Here is a 15895-nt window from a genome sequence, read left to right as displayed (position 1 = left end):
TTAGTCCCTTGGGCATTAATCCCGGCTGCTGCAATCTGTAATGTCGATCCATTTGAATTAGCAAGGAGAAATCTTCTTCCAGTCTGTATCGGCTTAGTAGTGACTACTATTTTTGCCATGTTCCTCATCTAACTAGCGATAGTCAGTTAAAAATTATTTTTACTGGCAAACCCAAATAATTATACGAAGATACTAATGTATGGTTCGTATATTGTTTGGGTTTTAAACCTTTTTAAAAGGAAGTTCCATGAAATTTTCTATAACTTCTTTATCATCCATTAGCTACTTAGTTTTGTTCCTGCTCCTTTTTGTTTATGAAATCGATCATAAAATGTTTCATAGAAACCTACCCATACAAACAGCCAGATCCCTCCTAATAAATAACCACCAATAACATCTGTTGGATAGTGGGCCTCTAAAGCAATTCTACTTATGCCAATTAGCAAAATGAATACAAAAGCAATAACTGCCAAAATCAGCTTTCCTGCATTCCCTTTTATTTCTTTCGCTAGAATATGTGCAATAAACAAATAAAGAAGTAATCCTACCATTGCATGCCCGCTAGGAAAACTAAAACTGTCTGTCTCTAATGCTTCAGCAGCTATGGGTCTAGGTCTTGCCACTAAATCTTTCACCCACTTATTCAGTTCATTTCCTAGTCCAACACAAAAGACAAATGCTGCAATTCCTACAAAATCTTTCTTTTTCCACCAAAGAAAAAGAATAAATAGGAAAGCGATAATTCCAATGCCTATTTTATCTGCAATGGATGATATGCCTTCCCAAAAAGGAATAAAACTAGCTGGAAACAATGTATGTATAAACTGGGTTAGTTCTGTATCAAATGCTAATATTGCTTGTCCATTTACAGCTAGGATTAGCAGGATAAACAATAAGAATGACAGGATTATTAATCCCCAAGCCATTTTTGATTTTCTAATATCCATAATTCCTCCTAAATGAATTTCATTTTAACCTTATTTTAACAACATCTCTCTTATAAGGATAGGCATAATCTTTACGATACATAATAGTTTATCCGCTTTTCACCTCTCTTCTTTATTACTACATGCTATAATAAAAATATTCTAAATAGTCAAACGAGGTGGAAGATATGCTACAAATTATATGGGAACAACTAGATAACTATTATAATGAAATGGTTAAAATACGGAGATACCTTCATCAATACCCTGAATTATCATTCAAAGAGGTTAAAACAGCTCAATATATCATCTCTTTCTATGAAAAATTAGGAATTCAAGTTACAGGAAACGTCGGAGGTAATGGAGTAGTCGCAAAAATATCAGGGGGAAAACCTGGAAAAACAGTTGCGCTCCGTGCTGATTTTGACGCTCTTCCAATCCAAGATGAAAAAGATGTTGCTTATAAGTCAAAGGTTTCAGGTGTCATGCACGCCTGTGGTCATGATGGGCATACTGCAACCTTATTAATACTTGCTAAAGTAATAAATGAGTTTAAAGAAGAATTAGCAGGGAATTTTGTTTTTATTCACCAGCATGCTGAAGAATCAAATCCAGGTGGAGCAAAAGCGATGATTGAAGCAGGCTGCCTGGAAAATGTGGAGGCTATATTTGGCACTCATTTATGGGCGACACTTCCCACAGGGACTATTACCTATAAAGCAGGACCCATGATGGCAGCAGCAGATGAATTTAAAATTAAAATCCAAGGTCAAGGGGGACATGGAGCACAGCCGCACAAAACGAAGGATTCTCTTGTTACCGCATCTCAACTGGTCCTTAACCTTCAACAAATTGTCAGCAGAAAAGTAAATCCTATCCACCATGCTGTTTTAACAGTAGGCTACCTTGAATCTGGTAATGCTTTTAATGTGATTGCTGACACAGCGATCCTAGGGGGAACAGTCCGGACGTTTGATAAAGAAACGCAATTACTTATAAAGGAAGAGCTGGAGAGAGTAATAAAAGGCACGTGCTATACAGCAAATAGTACATATGAATATGAATACGATGACGGCTATCCAGCAGTCGTTAATCACCCTGAGGAAACTTCCTTTTTAGCACATTGTGCGGAAAAGGTCCCAGGAGTGATCGTTCTAGAGGGAGAACCTGAATTAACTGGCGAGGACTTCTCTTATTATCTGCAGCATGTAAAAGGTACCTTTTTCTTTACAGGAGCAATGCCTGATACAAATGGTCCGACTTATCCGCACCACCATCCTAAATTTGATATTAATGAAAAGGCTATGCTTATTGCCGCAAAAACATTAGGTTCTGCTGCTATTACTTATAATATTTCCTTAAGCGCAGCAAAGGCTAGTACTAACTTAAATTCATAAAATTTATAAAAAAAAGGAAGAGATTCTAAACACACGAATCTTTCCTTTTTCATTTGTTTTGTTCCTGAAAATAACGCCAGCGATAAACATTCTTAGCTGCTTCTCCCAATTGATCCATTAAATTATAATTAGCGTAGGCACCCACAGCTGCCCCAATCCCCGGCACCAATTGCAGCATTTTTACAAAATCAATAAAATCGCGATATTCCTGCTGTAGATCCTGCCAATTAAGGCTAGCAACTCTCTGCTTTTCTTCTTCCCAATTCTCTATTATCTCTAAAACTTCTCTTCGTTTTCCTTCACTTGAAAAAGCTAACTGAAAGATATAGAGCAAATAGATTCTTTCTTCCACTTGAGCCGTATCGTAACCATATGTGGCTGCGGCTTCCATTAAAAAGTTCATTTTAATGGAAAGCAATAAGGGAAAATCAGCCAATCCAAGCAATATCCCACCAGCCCCCGTTCCGGCACCTTCTACAACAGCAACCTTTTGAAATTGACTTATTTTTTTGGTTAACTCTTCATCTTTTCCTTGCAAAGAACGGAAGATAGGTGGATTTTTTTTCTTGATAATATTGCTGCCGGCAAGTGTTGCTTGAATCATCTGTTTAATTGCTTCCGTAAGGGTCTGATGAACTTTATCTGGTATATAAGAATTTATTTTATTTTGCGCTTTTTTGGATACTCTATTTAAAATAGAAGACCGTTTTTGGATTTTCCGTTTCCACTCTTCTACTTCTTTTAACGCTCTTTGTTCATATTCATTCATTTATCTTCCTCCTTGCTTATGCTTACGTTCCATAAAAAAAATAGTTCCTGATTTTTTGAAGTTAATTATTAAAAAAGGAGCTTCCCTTCTAATACACACTAAGGTTTAAGCTCCTCTTCTATTTATCCCTTTTTTACTTTTTTATTTATATAAAACGAAGTAAAGAAGATAATAAAAACAATATTAACTACTAAAGAAATCAAAGCATACATCCAATCTCCTTTTAAAGCAATAATTAGAGACAAAATGATTCCTTGGCAACTTAAAATCACAGCTAAGATTTGTTTAAATGATTTTTCTCTAGCAGAGGCTGCCACTGGATAAATTGTAATCCACAATTTATTATCATAGGCATTCCAAAGCGGCAGCAGCTGCAAGCCTGTTAAGAAAACAAATAATACACTTATGAATACTTGTCCAGGTCCAAAAGATAAGAAAAAGATAAAAATTCCACTTATCAATGTTAGCCGAACCGTTAAGCCGAAATAATCTCCTGCACGGACATAGGTTCTCCAGTATAAATGCGTAAATACCTTTTCTCTCGCAAAAGAAACGCGGCTGAATAATACATCTAGAAAACGTCTTCGTTTTATACGATTTCTTAACTTCGGTACCTCTGTAAACATATTGGCAAAGCGATAAAAAGAGGCTAGTCTTTTTTCATCTTGTTCAATTAAATATTCCCATTTTACGCCTTTATTGCTTGTCGCTTTCTGAAAGTATATAAGCAAGAAAGCCATAATTAGAAGAAGAGCAAGAATAAATAACGGAGACGAGTCAGCAAATAATAAATACAAAATAGCTAAATTAATCAAGAATCGTACAACACTATCTATATGATGATAACGCACATTTACATAGTATTGTATTTGCCAGCGAATCAGCAAATTAGCTCCTTTACTTATCAATAACACAATAAGTAGATACCAAAAGCGACTAAAATCACCACCGTGTACTTTTGCATATAACGGCATCAAGGCAGCAAGAATGATGACAAGCAAGTAGCCTTGAAGGACAAAACTAATCATCATGGATTGGAGAAAATACCTTTTCATTTTGGTTTCTACTGCAATTAAAAAGATCCGGTCAGCATCCTTTAAAAAAGTATAGGTTGGACTATTTGTCATAAAAAGAGTAAGGATAATGCTCATAATAAGCGCAACAGGGAAGTCATTCGAAATCGTTTTTAACCATGCTTGATAATAGAAGGCTCCAGTCCCTAGTAAAAAAACTAAAACGATGACAACATGGCCATTAAGAATATACTTTAAATATTGACTATATTCTTTCGCTGTCTGCCCAGCTCTCTCTCTCCATAACTGCTTCTCATTAAATTCAAACATGTTCTTCTTCCTTTGTAAGATAGATATAAATATCATCCAATGTTGCAGCTGGCATGTTAAAGGCTGTCCTTAATTCTTCCATGGTTCCTTGACTCTTTATTTGGCCTTCATGAATAATAATAATCCGATCACAATATCTTTCGGCTGTAGCAAGAATGTGTGTAGACATTAGAATCCCCGCTCCCCCATCCTTCATTTTCTTTAGTTGATCTAATAACGATTGAATCCCAAGAGGATCTAATCCGACAAATGGTTCATCCACTATATAGAGAGAGGGTTCCACTAGAAAAGCACACATAATCATTACCTTCTGCTTCATTCCTTTCGAAAAATGGGCCGGAAACCACTTTAGTCTTTTTTCCATCCGAAATTCTTTTAATAATATTTCCATCCGCTTTTGATAATCAGATTCTGACAAGCCGTATGCCATGGCAGTAATTCTTAAATGTTCTTCTAATGTTAATTCATCATATAAAATAGGCGTTTCAGGTACAAAGGTAAATTCCTTTCGATATGCCTCTTTATCGCCTTCAAACGTCTTGCCATTAATAAGGATTTCTCCTTTATGCGGCTCCATCAATCCAATGATATGACGAATAGTTGTACTTTTTCCAGCACCATTTAATCCGATTAAGCCAACCATTTCATTCGCATGAATAGAAAAGGAAATATCCTTTAAGACAGGATTCCGTGTATACCCTCCAGTAACATTCTTTATTTCTAACAACGCCATCTATTGTACCTCCAATATGTATTATCTATAGTTTAACAACATTCTTCCTTAAATAAAAATGATTGCACAGAAAAATTTTCATTTTCTTCGTATATAAAATCTTGTTCAGGATATTCTATTTATTGAAGGGGAGCACCAAAGAAATATTGCAGTATAACTCCAATATTAAATGAGGTGTTTGCAAAAGATTCTATACAGATTCTTTAAAAAAGCTTCCATTCGTTTATAAAAGGGGATGTTTGCCTTGCATAAGCAAGTTAGGAACAGAAGATCAGTAACACCAAGCTGCTTCATTACGAAAACAGCCTAATTCATTTCCACTTTGAAATGAGGTGTTTGTCGCAGACAGTCATCCATTCTTTATACATTTTTGACATATAAAGACATTTTAAGGGGATGGTTCGTTTGAACAATGATCGATTTCTCTAAAGCTTAACACAATTCATTTTTTAAATGAGGTGTTTATCAAAGAGAAGAACCCTAAATAACGTTAAATAGAAGTTCTCTCCTTCATTAGAGGGTGTCCTTAAAAGGTATTCTTATTATGTATATCCATAGTAAAGAGGTTTATTCAAACTTCTCGCTTGGACAATCCATATAAGAGGATCCTTTCCAAGGCACCCTCTTCCCTTTTGTTGTTCAATAAAATAGTTCCTGTGTTAAAATATTGATAATACATAATGAAGGAAGGTATTTTTATGAGTGATTGTATTTTTTGCAAAATAATTGCTGGAGAAATTCCGTCTAAAAAAGTTTTTGAAAATGAACATGTAATGGCATTCTTAGATATTAGCCAAGTTACTAAAGGACATACATTGGTGATACCAAAACAACATGTAAAGGATGTCTATGAATTAACTCCTGAAATTGCAAGCAATCTATTTGAAGTTGTGCCAAGTATTGCTTCTGCCATTAAAGAAGCTTATGCACCAATTGGTTTAAATCTCCTTAACAACAATGGTGAAAAAGCCGGACAATCTGTTTTCCATTATCATATGCACCTTATTCCACGTTATGGAAAAGGAGATGGTTTTGGAGCTGTTTGGAAAACAAATTTTGATGGATATTCAAATGAAGAGCTGACAGAGATTGCAGAAAAAATTAATTCTAAAGTAAGATAAGTCCATTAGCTTATTTTCTTGAAAAAACTTTCTAAAAAAATTCATATTTTCAAAAGCTATTTAATAATAGTTTCGTTTTTTATTGGAATACCGCTTCCTTCCTTAAAAAACAACTACGAAGATTCTAGTATCTGGAAGGAAATATTTTTCTAATAGCATGAAAAAACAAAGCATCTTTTTGAAAAATTCTCACTTTTTCAAAAAGGTGTTTTTTTCATCTGTACAAATCAGCTGAATTTGTTAGTATAAGGGTAATCTTTTTGTCTTTAACGCTTTACTATTTGAAAAGTTAATTTAGGAGGAAAGAACGTTGAAAAGAGCATATAACTTTAATGCAGGTCCTGCCGCTTTACCAGAATGGGTTTTACACGAGGCAAAGGAGCATTGGTTAAATTTTAATGATACAGGTATGTCTTTAATGGAATTAAGTCACCGCAGCAAAGATTATGAAGCTGTACATAATGAAGCAAAGGAACTACTTACATCTCTGCTTTCTATACCAGATAATTACGAAATTCTTTTTTTACAAGGTGGAGCAAGTCTTCAATTTACAATGATACCAATGAACTTGCTTCCTAAAAGTCAAACAGCTTATTACGCTCTCACTGGAGTATGGTCAGAAAAAGCCATGAAGGAAGCCTCCAAGCTCGGTAATACGGCCATTTCAACTTCAAGTAAAAACGATAATTATACCTATATCCCTGACCATGAACAGATTAACATACCAGATGATGCAGCATATCTCCATATCACAAGCAACAATACCATTTTTGGCACCCAATGGAGCAGCTTTCCAAGCAATTTATCTGTCCCTTTAATTGCGGACATGTCGAGTGATATTTTAAGCACACCAATTGATGTTTCACAATTTGGAGTTATTTATGCTGGCGCCCAAAAAAACCTTGGCCCCTCTGGAGTAACTGTAGTGATCATTCGAAAAGATTTAATCAAAGAAGATCCTGCTTTGCCAACCATGTTAAGTTATCATACACACGCTAAAAATAATTCTTTATTCAATACCCCGCCAACTTTGGGGATATACCTTTTATCCCTTGTTCTAAAATGGGTAGAGAAACAAGGTGGAGTGGAAGGTATTGCTGCCATCAATAACGAAAAAGCAAAACATTTATATGAAGTAATCGATCAAAGCAATGGTTTTTATCGCGGCCATGCAGAAAAAACAAGTCGTTCTAAAATGAATGTTACTTTTACTTTGCAGTCAGAAGATCTTACAAAAGATTTCTTAAGAGAAGCAAAGGAAGCAGGATTTGTTGGTCTAAACGGGCATCGCTCTGTGGGCGGCTGCCGAGCTTCTATTTATAATGCCGTTCCCCTCGAACATGTAATAGCATTAAGTACATTTATGAAGGATTTTCAGCTCAAGTATCAACAATAAAAAGACTTTAGCTCTATTGAATTCCCTTTACAATAGTAATGATGGCTTGAATACGTTATAATGATGGAAAAAAGAGCGAGGTGTAAGCAAATGAGTGCAAAATCATTCTTATCAGGATTTTTAATTGGAGGAATCGCAGCCGGAATCACTACCTTATTAACTACTCCTTACTCGGGTAAAGAAGTAAGAAAAGCCTGCAGTGATAATGGAAAAGCTTTTCTTCAACATATTCAAGAATTAAAGTTAGATTTAAATGAGATAAAAGACTCTATTAAAACAGCTACAGTAGAAGGTAAAACGGTATTTAGTACTTTTATTGAAGATCTTAAGCTTTCTTTGGAAACATGGCGGGAAGAAGTAAAACCACATCAAGAAATACTTCAAAAAGAACTAGATGGGCTACAATCCACGATTAATGAGTTAGAAAATGATTTAAAATAATTTAATCGCTTTTACTATACAGAAAAGCTAAGAAAAAAGGAGGAATTCTAACATGAATTTCCTCTTTTTTTCTATTCGCTCATGTCCTTTCTTTTCATGTTATATTTTTTAACACATTGATGTTAATTCTTATTCGCATATAATTTTTCATCACTCATTTTTTTGTTTTTTCTTTTTTAACTTTTACATCTCTTTTATTATAATTTAATTTTTTATTCACTTTTTTTGGGATCTTTCCCTCCTCCATTTGTTTCCTATTTGTCTCTAATTCTTATTTTATCCTTTCATTTTTGAGAGAAAATGTATAGACAACTTCTGAATTTTTATTTCTGATATTACATTTTTATGCAATAAAGCGCTTACTTAAAAGAAAAAATCTTATTTCTAAAAATTTTGTTAATTTTTATCTTTATTAATTTTTGTTTTATTGGCATAATGTTTATAGATAACAGAAAAGTAGGTGAATTTTGGATGGATGAAAGTCAGATTTCAATGAAGGACGCTTTACTCTTCACACAAAGAATTGGACAACTTAGTAAAGCATTATGGAAGGCGATTGAGAAGGACTGGCAAAATTGGATTAAACCATACGATTTAAACATTAATGAACACCATATACTCTGGATTGCTTATCAGCTAAATGGCGCTTCTATTTCAGATGTAGCAAATTTCGGTGTAATGCATGTCTCAACTGCATTTAATTTTTCGAAGAAATTAGAAGAAAGAGGACTACTAGAATTCTCGAAAAAAGAAAATGATAAGAGAAATACGTATATTTGCCTTACGGACAAAGGGAAAAAAGTGTTTGTTCAAATTATGGAAGAATACAATCCAAGCAACAGTTCAGCTCTATCCGCCTCCTTACCAATCAAGAATTTATATGGAAAGTTTCCGGAGCTTTTAGACATAATGACTATCGTTAAACATATTTATGGGGACAATTTCATTGAAATTTTTGAGAAATCCTTTACTAATCTTGACGATATTTTGGAAGAGGATGAAGGACATTTAAAGCAAAAAGAACCAGTATTTACTAAATAGAGATAATATTAAATTGGGGAATAGGACTCCAGGTTTGGGACAATCTAGACCGGTGGTAAAAAAGATAAGAAGGCAGATTGCTTTCTTATCTTTTTTTCGGAAAATTCAAACAAAAATACATAGAGAATAGGTTTTCTTCTTCTTAGAATTACTAAATATAAAAAATGTCATAAATTTGTATAAAGAGACTATTGATTTTTTACTCTATTCATCGTAAAGTAGCAAGGTGAGTTCGCTTGATTAAAACGCAAGATAAGGCAAAGAAAAGATATTCTTCCAATTATTAGTTATTCAAGCAAGAACGTATCATCACAAGTAACTAAAAATTTCTCCCTATGGAGGGTATTAACATGAACTGTTGGAAGACTGTCCACTTCCATAAAAAATATGGAACTCAGCGCCTATTTATTTTGTCTACTATGACAATGATTGGTTGTTTTCTGTTTCTATATGTACCAATTATAAGCTATTTTGCACATAACAAACTTTCTGACGATTACTTTTTACTATTTATGGCAATGTTTTTACTTATGTATCCATTACACAAGCTGCTTCATTTATTACCTATGCTTCATTTAGGCGATAAAATAAAAAAAACTTGGACTAAGCATTTGCAAATTTTACCAATTCTTCACATTCAAGTTAAAGAACCAATTGGTAAAATGCATTTTCTCTTTGCTTTAATTATTCCATTTGTTATCATTAGTGGAGTATTATTTCTATCTTGTTTCCTTTTTACAAGTTATGTTCATTATTTTTTAATGCTTTTCGCTTATCATACAGGGATTTGTGTTCCTGACTTTATTCGCATAAAAAATCTATGGCATTCTCCGCGCTCTTGTTATGTAGAAGAAAATGAGGATGGATTTGAGATATTAATAAATAATGTTAGTGAATTATCGTAAAAGAAGTCTATTATTGTTTTGTCGCTCATATAATGATATAAAACTAGATGGAATGTTGATTATTCTTTCTTATCGATAGATTATAAGGAGTCATCTAAGTTCTTTCCAGAACAAAATCTCCAAGTTTATATCAAAAAAGTTTATAATACTATCTTTTTATCCTTTTATTTGATAATGTAAATAACATACAATAAATTCCGCTTATAAGGAGGGAATCAATGATGATCTCCATTTTTATTATTTTAGCTATTTTTATTTTATATAATATTAATAGACTTACAAATGCTTTGTGTTTACAAAAAGAAATTCCTGAAGAAAAGCAGCCAAAAGTTTTTCGTACAATAAATGTTCTTATTACGATTCTTTTGATTTCTTCCTATGTAGATATTCTTTTTTAACAAACTCTATTTTCATTAATTAGAGCTATGTAGAAAAGAAGCAGTGTGTAGATGGTAAGTAACCAACTATCGTACTGCTTCTTTTTATATTCCTTCAGGTCAACTTATAGCCAAGCTGCTCCGATGATTACTAATAAGATGAATAGTACTACTAATAAAGCAAAGCCTCCACCGTAAACTCCTCCACCAGACATGAAGATTCCTCCTCTCTTTATCGTTCCAGTTGTTTTTTGGCGCATCTAGGCAACCCCCTAGTAAGATTGCCGTTTATACGCTTATAGCTTACAGCCATGCAGCGCCAACGATAACTAATAAGATAAACAATACAACGATTAAAGCAAAACCTCCGCCGTAAACGTTACCCATAGTAACACCTCCTTTAAGGTTGCTACCATTTGTTCATTCATTTCATGGTGTTTCGGTTTTTCTTCTTTCTTTTATTTAATAGCTTAAGAGTCCTTTTATACATGCCTCATAATGTTTGCTCCTATAAATCACACTAAGGCCCTATTGGTCACATCTTAAGAAGCTAGTTCTAAATAAAAGACATTGCTGTTAGGAACATTATTATGAATAGTCCACCCTTCTTACTGTCTTTTTTCTCTATAAACCGTAACAACCTTCTGAATTTGCTAAGAGCGAATTCTTTAGAGCTCTTTTTCAGGCTCAATTTATCATATGTATTTGCCCTAATTTCGGAACAGGACATATACCCATTTTTTATAGGGATAGAAAGGGCAAGAAAATAGGGTTTAGATTTTAGATTACCCGCAAAAAAAAACAAAGGATCGTATCTACAAAATCCCTCCTAAATGAACCCCTGGTTAGGAACGAATCTTATACATGTCATCCTTTGTGATATTAAATAAGTAACCCTTCAGGCCTTATTCCCACCTATCATCTTCTAATTTCCATAAGATGTCCTTATTAACTTCGACCAAGTCTTACAAGATCAAAGCAACTACTTTCTACACATAATCTGAATTTTTTGGAGATCTCCAGCCGCTTTCCCTAAAAGGATGCACCAATCTTCTCTATTTCAATAATTCTAAAATATCTACGTGCCATTTAATTTTCATATACTCTTTCTTCCCTATCTCTACGTTTTTTCTCTTCTTCTAACCTTTTCATATATACCTCTCCTTCTCGTTCAATTATTTCATTTTCTGCTGCTCTATCCTCTTTCCCGGTTTTAACCGCCATAAAGGCACTAATCGCTATTCCTCCTAATACAAGAACAACCCAAAGTGGAATTCCTAGCATTGAAAATTTCCCCTTTCTAGTAATTTCTATCTTTTATTTCATCCTATGCTAGGAAAACTAGATTATTCCCTTGAACCTAATTTATCTAGCTGGAAGTTAACTATATTAGAATCTCCCAACACAAAAAAGGAAGAGAACCCATGGGAACTCCTCCTTAGTTTTATTTATGGAATGTCGGCTTATAGAAAGAACGATTTTCTAACGGAAATACTCTTTCCGTAAATTCACCTGGTTTCACTCTATCTAACACACGATCTAGCATATTCATTTTGGCGTCTAAATTGTCAATATAGTGTAAGATTTCTGCTTCTTTAATTAACGGCGCTTTCGGGCTTCCCCATTCAGGTTTCCCATGATGGGATAATACTAAGTGTTGAAGTATTACTACTTCTTCTCCTCTTATCCCTAATTCATCTGCTGCTTTTCCTATTTCATTAATCATAATAGAAATATGTCCAAGCAAATTCCCTTCCAAAGTATAAGAAGTAGAAATCGGACCAGATAATTCAATTACTTTGCCTAGATCATGAAGAATGATCCCTCCATATAGCAAATCTTTATCCAAGCTCGGATAAAGAGAGGCAATCGCCTTCGCCAAATCAAGCATACTAACAACGTGATAAGCTAATCCAGAAACAAATTCATGATGATTTTTCGTTGCTGCTGGATATTGCAAAAACGCTTCTTGATGCTTCTTTACTAAATGTCTTGTTATTCTTTGTATATTAGGATTCTGCATTTCAAAAATGTAATGTGTAATTTTACTTAACATTTCATCTGTTGTTAAGGGCGCTGTTTCAAGGAAATCAGCCAATCGAATGCCCTCTTCTCCTGATGCCACCTTAATTTGGCGAATTCTTAATTGCAGTTTTCCACGATAACTTTGAATATCTCCATTCACTTTAACAATCGTTTCCGGGCGATAGCTTTGCTCATCCATTTCTGTAGCATCCCAAAGCTTTGCTTCAATTTCTCCACTTTTATCTTGAAAAATAAGCGTCATAAACGGTTTTCCGTTACTTGCAATAGCCTTTGTTGCATTCTTTATTAATAAATAAGATTCAAATTGCTCCCCAACTTCATACTGAAGTACTCCTTTTTTCTCCAACTCACTCTCTCCTTTATCTTTCTCTTTATTTAGTATAGCACGAAGTCCTTCCATCTTTATAAGCTTGTTTCTCTTTCCTCTGCTGGTAATACATGCAAGCTTTCATCGGGAAAATATTTTAGTAGATGACGGTGACAAGTAAAGAAAATCAGCTGATTTTCTTTACATTTCTGCAGTAATTGAATTACTTTTTCTGTACGTTTTTCATCAAAATTAACGAAGCTGTCATCAATAATAAACGGAAAACAAAAGCTTTTATAAAATGTTTGCGCCAAAGCAATGCGAATGGATAAGTAAAGCTGTTCGGTCGTTCCCTGGCTTAATTCCTTCGCTTCATAAAAAAGATGATGCTGACTCTCTACTAAGAACCCAGCTCCTTCTTCCTTTGGAACTATCCGAATATATTTCCCTTCCGTTAGAAAAGCAAGATTTTCCTCTGCCTGTTGCAGCATAGCAGGCAGCTGTTTTTGTTTATATTGTTCAACGGTTTTCGCTAACAGTTGTTTGGCTACAGCAAATTTTGCCCATTCTTTCACATCTTCCTTGAACTCCGACTGAGCTTGTTTAAAGGAATGCAATAAATCTGTATATGTCCCTCCGCCTTCAATTCTAGAAATGGTAAAGTTAATTGCAGCTGCCTCTTCTACGAGTTCCTGTAAGCGAGATGCTAATTTATCCATTTTCGTTTTCTTTTCCTCTAATTGCAGCTCGGGATTTAGAATTTGTTGATACAATGAAATATGTTCTTTTGATATATTAGTCATTTCTAATTGAACATTAATCGCAGCAAGTCTTTCTTTATATTTAGCTCTCTCCGTTTCCAAGATGGCTTTTTCACGAAATGCCTCTTCATCCGCAACACCTGCAAGGGAAAATAAAGCAGTCTTTTCTTCTGCATAGCGATTATACTCTGTTTGATATTTATCCAGATTCTCTGATAGGTCTGTTTGCTTTGTCCGTAATGCTTCTTTTCGATCCGTTTTCTTTTTTTCTTCCTTTAGTGCCGTTTTTAAACGGTAGCACATATTAGCAATGGTATCTTTCTCATCTTCCATAAACTGTTTGAAGAAATTGCTGATTTTGCTAATAATTTCCTCACGCTCTCGATGAATCTCATCCAGTTCTTGATGATAAGAGTTTCTTTCTCTATCCTTTCCTTTCCATTCTTCAATTAATAAAAAGGCATCATATATTTGTTGTGTCGCAAGTTCATATGGAATTTTAAGTTCATCGGCCAATTGTCTTAACAACTTCTGATGGGAAAGAAAATCCCCTTCCCACTTTTCAAATCCCTCTAATACTCTCTCATAACTTTCATTTTGCTGCTCTAATTTAAATTGGAGCTGTGTGAATTTCTCTCTTCTCGTTGTATCCTCTTCAAGCCTCTGAGCTTCATAACGAGAAATGCCTTGTCCTTTTTCAAAGCTTTCGACCAACTGAGCCCGTTCTTCCTTAATAAGCACTAATCTCTTCTCTTTTTTGCTGATTTCGTTTTTAGCCAATTTTCTTCCAGACAGGAAAAATAACACATAAACAACACATACAACGATGCAAATAACGGTTATGAACCATTGCTCAAAAAACAAAGCTCCCGCTCCAGCCAGTAGAAGAAACAGCGTTAAAACACTAGTTATCATTGTATTATGCTTCAAGCGTTTCTCTTCTAACTTCCTCTGATCTTCCAATTGATTTATTTCTCTAGAAAGTAACTCTGCCTTTTCCTTGTTCCAGCTATATTGATTTTCTGTTTTTATACGTTCTTCTAATCTAGCTCTTTCTTCTTTTGGCAAGAGCTTCTGCTTATTCTCCTTTACTGCCTCTTCTAAAGATTCTAAAGCTGTTTGCTCATCCTTCAGCCGCTCGTCAAGCTCTTCTTTCTGCTCTTTTAATCTCCGTTGCTTAGAGGCTGCTTGTGCACATTGCTCTTTTATAAAGATGCTTGTATTACTTTCCCTCAATAATATTTCTTCTTCAATCGGTAGATGCAACTTACTCTTTAAACTATCAATATCTTCTTCTATCTTATTAACTTGATTTTCAACTTGCGTCTGCCGATTTTGTAATTGTTCATACACGGGGAACTTTTCTACGGCAAGTAAGATATTATTTTCAGCGATAAGAAGTTCTTCCTGTATAGGAATGCTTGCTATTTCTTTTTCCATTTCTTCCATCCGTGCTTCTATATGCCGGATTTCAGCTTCTACAGAAAGCAATTTCTCCTTCAATGCTTCCCATCTAATTAATCCATTTTGAGGAAACTTGAAGTCCTTGTAAGCAGCTAATTTTTGCTCTAACAATTCCTGCTCGCGGACCATTCCCCTAATTTTCATCCATTCTTCCAATAACCATTTTTCATGCTCTTCTTTTTTTAAATCTGCTTCTGTCAGCTGTCTTTCTTGTTCTATCTTTCTTTTCTTTGCAAGTAATTGTTCATATTGATTATTATCCTTCTCTGCACTTTTTAATTGGCTATGCTTATCTCGTAAAACTTGCAGTTTTTCATTAAGGACAGGCTTCTTCCCGCTAGGCTTATAGCGTATATCTAGTTCTTTCTGAAGCTCATTTTCTACTTTCAATAAGCGGTCAGAGCCAACAGCACCAGTGGAAAACAAAAATCGTCCCAGCTCTTCTCCTCTTAATTGCTGGACATTTTGCAATCCGTGTAAATTAAAAGAGAAGATTGATTGATAGAGAGCTTTATCGATTCCTGCTAATAGTTCATCTAAAAGCTCCTCTTGTCCTCTTCTCCCATCCTCTAAAGTAACTGTCACGTCCCCTGTAGCTTTTCCTTTTACGCGTTCGATTGTTGTTAGTCCGAATTCTGGAAAATAGATGTCTAATTTCCCGCCATATTTATGCTGCAGCTTTGGCTCATAGCGTAATTCTGTTTGCTGTTTTGTTGGGAAGCCGAATAAGATGCTATGAATAAAACTCATAATGGTCGATTTTCCTGCCTCATTTTCTCCATAAAACACATGGATGGGGGAGTTAATGGAAAACGTTATATTTTCTAGCTTTCCATATCCGTAAATCGTTATTTTCTTTAATTCCACA

General features: G+C 34.5%; 16 protein-coding genes. 7 read left to right on the top strand and 9 right to left on the bottom strand.

The window, feature by feature from the left end; genetic code table 11:
• Window positions 1–278 precede the first annotated feature (278 nt).
• Window positions 279–947: a phosphatase PAP2 family protein gene (locus NSS71_RS25245; RefSeq protein ID WP_095320236.1), complete on the bottom strand. Its 669-nt coding sequence runs from the start codon at window positions 945–947 to the stop codon at window positions 279–281.
• Window positions 948–1114: 167 nt separating this feature from the next.
• Here NSS71_RS25245 and NSS71_RS25240 point away from each other — a divergent pair, with 167 nt between their 5' ends.
• Window positions 1115–2323, top strand: a complete 1209-nt coding sequence (locus NSS71_RS25240) for a M20 family metallopeptidase (RefSeq protein WP_095320235.1) — start codon at window positions 1115–1117, stop codon at window positions 2321–2323.
• 49 nt (window positions 2324–2372) lie between these two features.
• Here the strand turns inward: NSS71_RS25240 and NSS71_RS25235 are convergent, their stop codons facing one another.
• From NSS71_RS25235 to NSS71_RS25225, 3 genes are all read right to left on the bottom strand, one after another.
• Entirely contained in the window at window positions 2373–3092 is a 720-nt protein-coding gene (locus NSS71_RS25235) for an EcsC family protein (RefSeq protein ID WP_341152154.1), read from the bottom strand.
• 122 nt (window positions 3093–3214) lie between these two features.
• On the bottom strand, window positions 3215–4435 hold the full coding sequence (locus NSS71_RS25230; RefSeq protein WP_341152153.1) for an ABC transporter permease: 1221 nt from the start codon (window positions 4433–4435) through the stop codon (window positions 3215–3217).
• A complete protein-coding gene (locus NSS71_RS25225; protein WP_047943061.1) occupies window positions 4428–5168 on the bottom strand; it encodes an ABC transporter ATP-binding protein in 741 nt (246 codons plus the stop codon). The genes NSS71_RS25230 and NSS71_RS25225 overlap by 8 nt, the downstream gene beginning before the upstream one ends.
• Before the next feature lie 698 nt (window positions 5169–5866).
• Between NSS71_RS25225 and NSS71_RS25220 the strand changes: the two genes are divergently transcribed.
• The 6 genes from NSS71_RS25220 (at window position 5867) to NSS71_RS25195 (ending at window position 10470) form a co-directional block, all read left to right on the top strand.
• Complete coding sequence (locus tag NSS71_RS25220) at window positions 5867–6289, top strand: HIT family protein (protein WP_061797558.1); 423 nt, start codon at window positions 5867–5869, stop codon at window positions 6287–6289.
• A 310-nt stretch (window positions 6290–6599) separates the two neighbouring features.
• Window positions 6600–7685 (top strand): 3-phosphoserine/phosphohydroxythreonine transaminase, encoded by a 1086-nt coding sequence (gene serC / locus NSS71_RS25215; protein WP_341152152.1) that lies wholly within the window; start codon window positions 6600–6602, stop codon window positions 7683–7685.
• Window positions 7686–7775: 90 nt separating this feature from the next.
• Window positions 7776–8126 carry a YtxH domain-containing protein gene (locus tag NSS71_RS25210; RefSeq protein ID WP_047943058.1) on the top strand — a complete coding sequence of 117 codons (351 nt, stop codon included), beginning with the start codon at window positions 7776–7778 and terminating at the stop codon, window positions 8124–8126.
• 471 nt (window positions 8127–8597) lie between these two features.
• Window positions 8598–9167 (top strand): HTH-type transcriptional regulator Hpr, encoded by a 570-nt coding sequence (locus NSS71_RS25205; protein WP_047943056.1) that lies wholly within the window; start codon window positions 8598–8600, stop codon window positions 9165–9167.
• Between the two features lie 350 nt (window positions 9168–9517).
• A complete protein-coding gene (locus NSS71_RS25200; protein ID WP_341152151.1) occupies window positions 9518–10072 on the top strand; it encodes a DUF3267 domain-containing protein in 555 nt (184 codons plus the stop codon).
• Window positions 10073–10290: 218 nt separating this feature from the next.
• Entirely contained in the window at window positions 10291–10470 is a 180-nt protein-coding gene (locus NSS71_RS25195) for a hypothetical protein (RefSeq protein WP_035416273.1), read from the top strand.
• Window positions 10471–10574: 104 nt separating this feature from the next.
• Here NSS71_RS25195 and NSS71_RS25190 read toward each other — a convergent pair whose 3' ends face one another.
• The 5 genes from NSS71_RS25190 to NSS71_RS25170 all read right to left on the bottom strand — a co-directional run bounded on the left by NSS71_RS25190 (window position 10575) and on the right by NSS71_RS25170 (window position 15894).
• The gene (locus NSS71_RS25190) at window positions 10575–10664 is read right to left on the bottom strand and encodes a YjcZ family sporulation protein (protein ID WP_035416274.1); all 90 of its coding nucleotides are present in this window, start codon (window positions 10662–10664) and stop codon (window positions 10575–10577) included.
• Between the two features lie 88 nt (window positions 10665–10752).
• Entirely contained in the window at window positions 10753–10836 is an 84-nt protein-coding gene (locus NSS71_RS25185; protein WP_035416275.1) for a YjcZ family sporulation protein, read from the bottom strand.
• 702 nt (window positions 10837–11538) lie between these two features.
• Complete coding sequence (locus NSS71_RS25180; protein ID WP_047943053.1) at window positions 11539–11733, bottom strand: sporulation YhaL family protein; 195 nt, start codon at window positions 11731–11733, stop codon at window positions 11539–11541.
• Between the two features lie 160 nt (window positions 11734–11893).
• Window positions 11894–12895, bottom strand: a complete 1002-nt coding sequence (gene yhaM / locus NSS71_RS25175) for a 3'-5' exoribonuclease YhaM (protein ID WP_235850417.1) — start codon at window positions 12893–12895, stop codon at window positions 11894–11896.
• A 2-nt stretch (window positions 12896–12897) separates the two neighbouring features.
• Window positions 12898–15894, bottom strand: coding sequence for an ATP-binding protein (locus NSS71_RS25170; protein WP_341152150.1), 2997 nt, complete (start codon window positions 15892–15894; stop codon window positions 12898–12900).
• Window position 15895: the final 1 nt, after the last annotated feature.

This window comes from Niallia sp. FSL W8-0951 (assembly GCF_038006525.1).
Classification (GTDB): Bacteria; Bacillota; Bacilli; order Bacillales; family Cytobacillaceae; genus Niallia; species Niallia circulans.
Note: the sequence above shows the minus strand (reverse complement) of the source record. Positions and strands in the feature narration are given on the sequence as shown.

Bases quoted from the DNA above. Each gene is read 5' to 3' on its own strand.
- NSS71_RS25200 (WP_341152151.1), top strand. From the start codon at position 9,518: ATGAACTGTTGGAAGACTGTCCACTTCCATAAAAAATATGGAACTCAG.
- NSS71_RS25245 (WP_095320236.1), bottom strand. From the start codon at position 947: ATGGATATTAGAAAATCAAAAATGGCTTGGGGATTAATAATCCTGTCA.
- NSS71_RS25180 (WP_047943053.1), bottom strand. From the start codon at position 11,733: ATGCTAGGAATTCCACTTTGGGTTGTTCTTGTATTAGGAGGAATAGCG.
- NSS71_RS25220 (WP_061797558.1), top strand. From the start codon at position 5,867: ATGAGTGATTGTATTTTTTGCAAAATAATTGCTGGAGAAATTCCGTCT.
- NSS71_RS25205 (WP_047943056.1), top strand. From the start codon at position 8,598: ATGGATGAAAGTCAGATTTCAATGAAGGACGCTTTACTCTTCACACAA.
- NSS71_RS25235 (WP_341152154.1), bottom strand. From the start codon at position 3,092: ATGAATGAATATGAACAAAGAGCGTTAAAAGAAGTAGAAGAGTGGAAA.
- NSS71_RS25195 (WP_035416273.1), top strand. From the start codon at position 10,291: ATGATGATCTCCATTTTTATTATTTTAGCTATTTTTATTTTATATAAT.
- yhaM (WP_235850417.1), bottom strand. From the start codon at position 12,895: ATGGAAGGACTTCGTGCTATACTAAATAAAGAGAAAGATAAAGGAGAG.
- NSS71_RS25185 (WP_035416275.1), bottom strand. From the start codon at position 10,836: ATGGGTAACGTTTACGGCGGAGGTTTTGCTTTAATCGTTGTATTGTTT.
- NSS71_RS25240 (WP_095320235.1), top strand. From the start codon at position 1,115: ATGCTACAAATTATATGGGAACAACTAGATAACTATTATAATGAAATG.
- NSS71_RS25225 (WP_047943061.1), bottom strand. From the start codon at position 5,168: ATGGCGTTGTTAGAAATAAAGAATGTTACTGGAGGGTATACACGGAAT.
- NSS71_RS25210 (WP_047943058.1), top strand. From the start codon at position 7,776: ATGAGTGCAAAATCATTCTTATCAGGATTTTTAATTGGAGGAATCGCA.
- NSS71_RS25190 (WP_035416274.1), bottom strand. From the start codon at position 10,664: ATGTCTGGTGGAGGAGTTTACGGTGGAGGCTTTGCTTTATTAGTAGTA.
- NSS71_RS25230 (WP_341152153.1), bottom strand. From the start codon at position 4,435: ATGTTTGAATTTAATGAGAAGCAGTTATGGAGAGAGAGAGCTGGGCAG.